Origin of the sequence: uncultured Methylobacterium sp. (genome assembly GCF_964251405.1) — a bacterium.
In the GTDB taxonomy this organism is placed as follows: domain Bacteria; phylum Pseudomonadota; class Alphaproteobacteria; order Rhizobiales; family Beijerinckiaceae; genus Methylobacterium.
Window position 1 is genome coordinate 1 of sequence record NZ_CAXUJR010000033.1, and the last position, 2,938, is coordinate 2,938.

Genomic DNA, 2,938 nt, shown 5'->3' on the forward strand with positions numbered 1-2,938 from the left:
GCTCAGACCAGCGGATCAAAGCCACTTGCGGACGGGGCGGGCCATACGTTTGGGAACCTTCGGATGATCCCGGGGCGTTGCCCGCCATGGATCGTCCCGATCTCCTGACCCTAGCCGAAGCCGGTGAGGACACTGCCGTGTCGGCTCCGGCGTCGTTCAATCGCCCGAGCCGCCCATGGCGCCCTCGCCGCGTCCTCGTGACCCCGGCAGCGCTGGACCATGCCCATGGCAGGGCGATGGTCGATCGACTGACCGCGCTTGGACTTCCTGTCGAACGCTTGGCGAGCAACCGCCTCACAGGGTTGCGCCAGGACGATCCGCGGCGTGCCTATGCGCTCGCCAAGGCGACGCTCGCCATCGTGGTCGCGCCGCCGACGAAGCTGAAGCTTCAACCGATCCCGCCGAGCGCGGACTGGCGCTTCGACCTCGCCGAGGGCTGCCCGGCCCATTGCCAGTATTGCTACCTCGCCGGATCGCTGGCGGGACCGCCGGTGACGCGGGCCTATGCCAACCTCGACGCGATCCTCGGCAATCTCGCGGCTTACGTCGGCGCGGGCCGCGTGACCTCGCGCCAGGAGGCGCGGGCCGAGGAGGGCACCACCTTCGAAGCGTCCTGCTATACCGATCCGCTCGGCATCGAGCACCTGACCGGCTCGCTCTCGGCGGCGATCCGCCATTTCGGGGCCTGGGAGGCCCCGGTCCAATTGCGCCTAACGACGAAGTTCGCCGACGTCGCGCCTCTGCTTGACCTGCCCCACAACGGTCGGACGCGGCTGCGCTTCTCGGTCAATGCCGCCAACGCCACTCGGTACGAGGGCGGGACCGCGCGGCTCGACGAGCGGCTCGCCGCCCTGGGCGCCGTCGCACGGGCTGGATACCCGGTCGGGCTCACCATCGCGCCGATCATGCCGATCCCCGACTGGCATCATGGCTATGCCGGGTTGATCGCCGCCGCGGCGGCCGCCCTCGACGGCGTCACCGACCTCGACCTCACGGTCGAACTCATCACCCATCGCTTCACCCCCACCTCGAAGCAGATCCTCGAAGGCTGGTATCCCGGCTCCGACCTGCCGATGCGGGAGGACGAGCGCAGCCGCAAGCTGACGAAGTTCGGCTCGGTGAAGTACGTGTATCCGCGTGACCTGATGCAGGAGATGCGCAGCAGCATCACCGCGCTCGTCGCCGAGCGCCTGCCCGCTGCTCGGATCCTGTACTGGACGTGACGGGCGTCACGCTACGCGCGCTATGTCCGGTCTTTCAGCGGCGGCGCCGATTTCCGCGGCCAGAGCCACCGAGGCGATGTTCTTGGCCTTAGCCTCGACCTCGAAATCCGCCCAAGCGAGGTGCCGGGCGACGAGGGCATTGACCGCCCGGTTCCACATCGCATCCGAGTGCGCCGCCAGATCCCGCCAGTTATGGCCCGCCTCGATCAGCGCTCGGAAATCGGGGGCGGCATCCGGGTCATGGCCGGCGAGCAGCCCCTCGCGCGAGACGCTGATATGGGCGATGGGCCGTACGTCGCGCCAGGATTCGCGTACATGCGCGATCCGCGGGTCCTGCGGCTCGATGTACTCGCCGCCGCTCTGGACCCAGTGGTGGTGGAGATCGAGCACGATCGGCACGTGCGCGGCGAGTTGCAGGACCGTGTCGAGTCCGAAGACGTTCTCGTCGTTCTCGACGGTGAGGAGATCGCGGGCGGTCTGAGACAGCCGCGGGAGGCTGGCGGCGAAACCCGCGACGCCGGGTTCGCGGGCGCCGACGTGGATGTTGATGTGCGCCCCGTGCGGGTGCCAGCCGCTACCGTAGCCCAGCATCGCCATGAGCGCGGCGTGATATTCGAGCTCTTCGATGCCGTTCAGCGCAGCGGCAGGGTTCTGCGAGGCGATGACGCAGAACGGGCCGGGATGGAGGCTGAGGCGGACGCCGCTCGCGCGGGCCAATTCGCCGATCCGCGCGAGGCGGGTCTCGACCATGCGGCGCATCTCGGGCTCGGCATAGATCCCCTTCGCGATCGGGTGGGTGTAGCCGGGCAGGACGTTGCTCGCCATGCGCAGCAGCCGTTCCAGGGGCGGCCTGGCGGCGACCCACGCAACCTGCCGTTCCAGCGCCGCGAGGTTGTGGCGGACCAACCCCTCGATCTTCGCGCTCCGTGCCGCCGCCCCGAGGCTGGCCAGATGGGACATCGTGACGTGCGTCAGGTTCATGTGCAGCGTCACCTCGCGCTCCGCCTTCAGGGTCTTGAAGGGCTCGGCGGGCGGTTCGAGGATGAACTTGCAGCAGAAGCCGAGGCGTGGGGCGTCATCGATCATGGGGCGACAACGCGCGATGCCGGGTTCGGGTGCGCCTCCGATGAGGTTTAACGCCGCCCGAACAGCCGCTCGATATCCGACAGCTTCAGCTCGACGAAGGTCGGCCGGCCATGGTTGCACGAGCCGGACAACGGGGTCGCCTCCATCTCGCGCAACAGCGCGTTCATCTCCTCGGGGCGAAGGCGGCGTCCGGCGCGGACCGAGCCGTGGCAGCTCATCCGCGAGAGGATCGCGTCGAGTCGCCGCCCGAGCGGGCCGCCTTCGTTCCCGTCGGGGCTCCCCTCCTCCAGGCCCGATTCCAAGAGCCCGTCGAGGATGTCGGTGACGAGCGCCCGGATCGAGGCGCCGGCCAGGGCCGAGGGCACCTCGCGCACGAGCACCGCGCCAGGGCCGAATGGCTCGATAGCGAGGCCGAGCCGATCGAGGTCGGCGGCGGCTTCGAGGATGCGATCGGCATCGGACGACGCCATCTCCACCACTTCGGGGATCAGCAGACCCTGGCGGCCGATCCCACCGGCGGCGCGCTCGCGCTTCAGGCGTTCGTAGACGAGGCGTTCATGGGCGGCGTGCTGGTCGACGATGACGAAGCCGTCACGCGTCTGGGCGAGGATGTAGGTCTCGTGGATCTG

Annotated in this window: 2 protein-coding genes and 1 pseudogene; 1 reads left to right on the forward strand and 2 read right to left on the reverse strand. The window is 69.1% G+C overall.

The features are described 5' to 3' along the window. Window positions 1-86: 86 nt before the first annotated feature. Window positions 87-1,223 (forward strand): spore photoproduct lyase family protein, encoded by a 1,137-nt coding sequence (locus ACFE7U_RS08355; RefSeq protein WP_375409269.1) that lies wholly within the window; start codon window positions 87-89, stop codon window positions 1,221-1,223. A gap of 6 nt (window positions 1,224-1,229) precedes the next feature. On the opposite strand, the gene ACFE7U_RS08360 is transcribed toward ACFE7U_RS08355, so the two are convergent. Both ACFE7U_RS08360 and ACFE7U_RS08365 read right to left on the reverse strand, forming a co-directional pair. After that, window positions 1,230-2,309, reverse strand: coding sequence for a UV damage endonuclease UvsE (locus ACFE7U_RS08360; protein WP_375409270.1), 1,080 nt, complete (start codon window positions 2,307-2,309; stop codon window positions 1,230-1,232). A 47-nt stretch (window positions 2,310-2,356) separates the two neighbouring features. Continuing rightward, a pseudogene (locus ACFE7U_RS08365) lies at window positions 2,357-2,938 on the reverse strand (DNA mismatch repair protein MutL); the annotation flags it as partial.

Coding starts and splice junctions, on each gene's coding strand:
- ACFE7U_RS08355 (WP_375409269.1), top strand. CDS start 87: ATGGATCGTCCCGATCTCCTGACCCTAGCCGAAGCCGGTGAGGACACT.
- ACFE7U_RS08360 (WP_375409270.1), bottom strand. CDS start 2,309: ATGATCGATGACGCCCCACGCCTCGGCTTCTGCTGCAAGTTCATCCTC.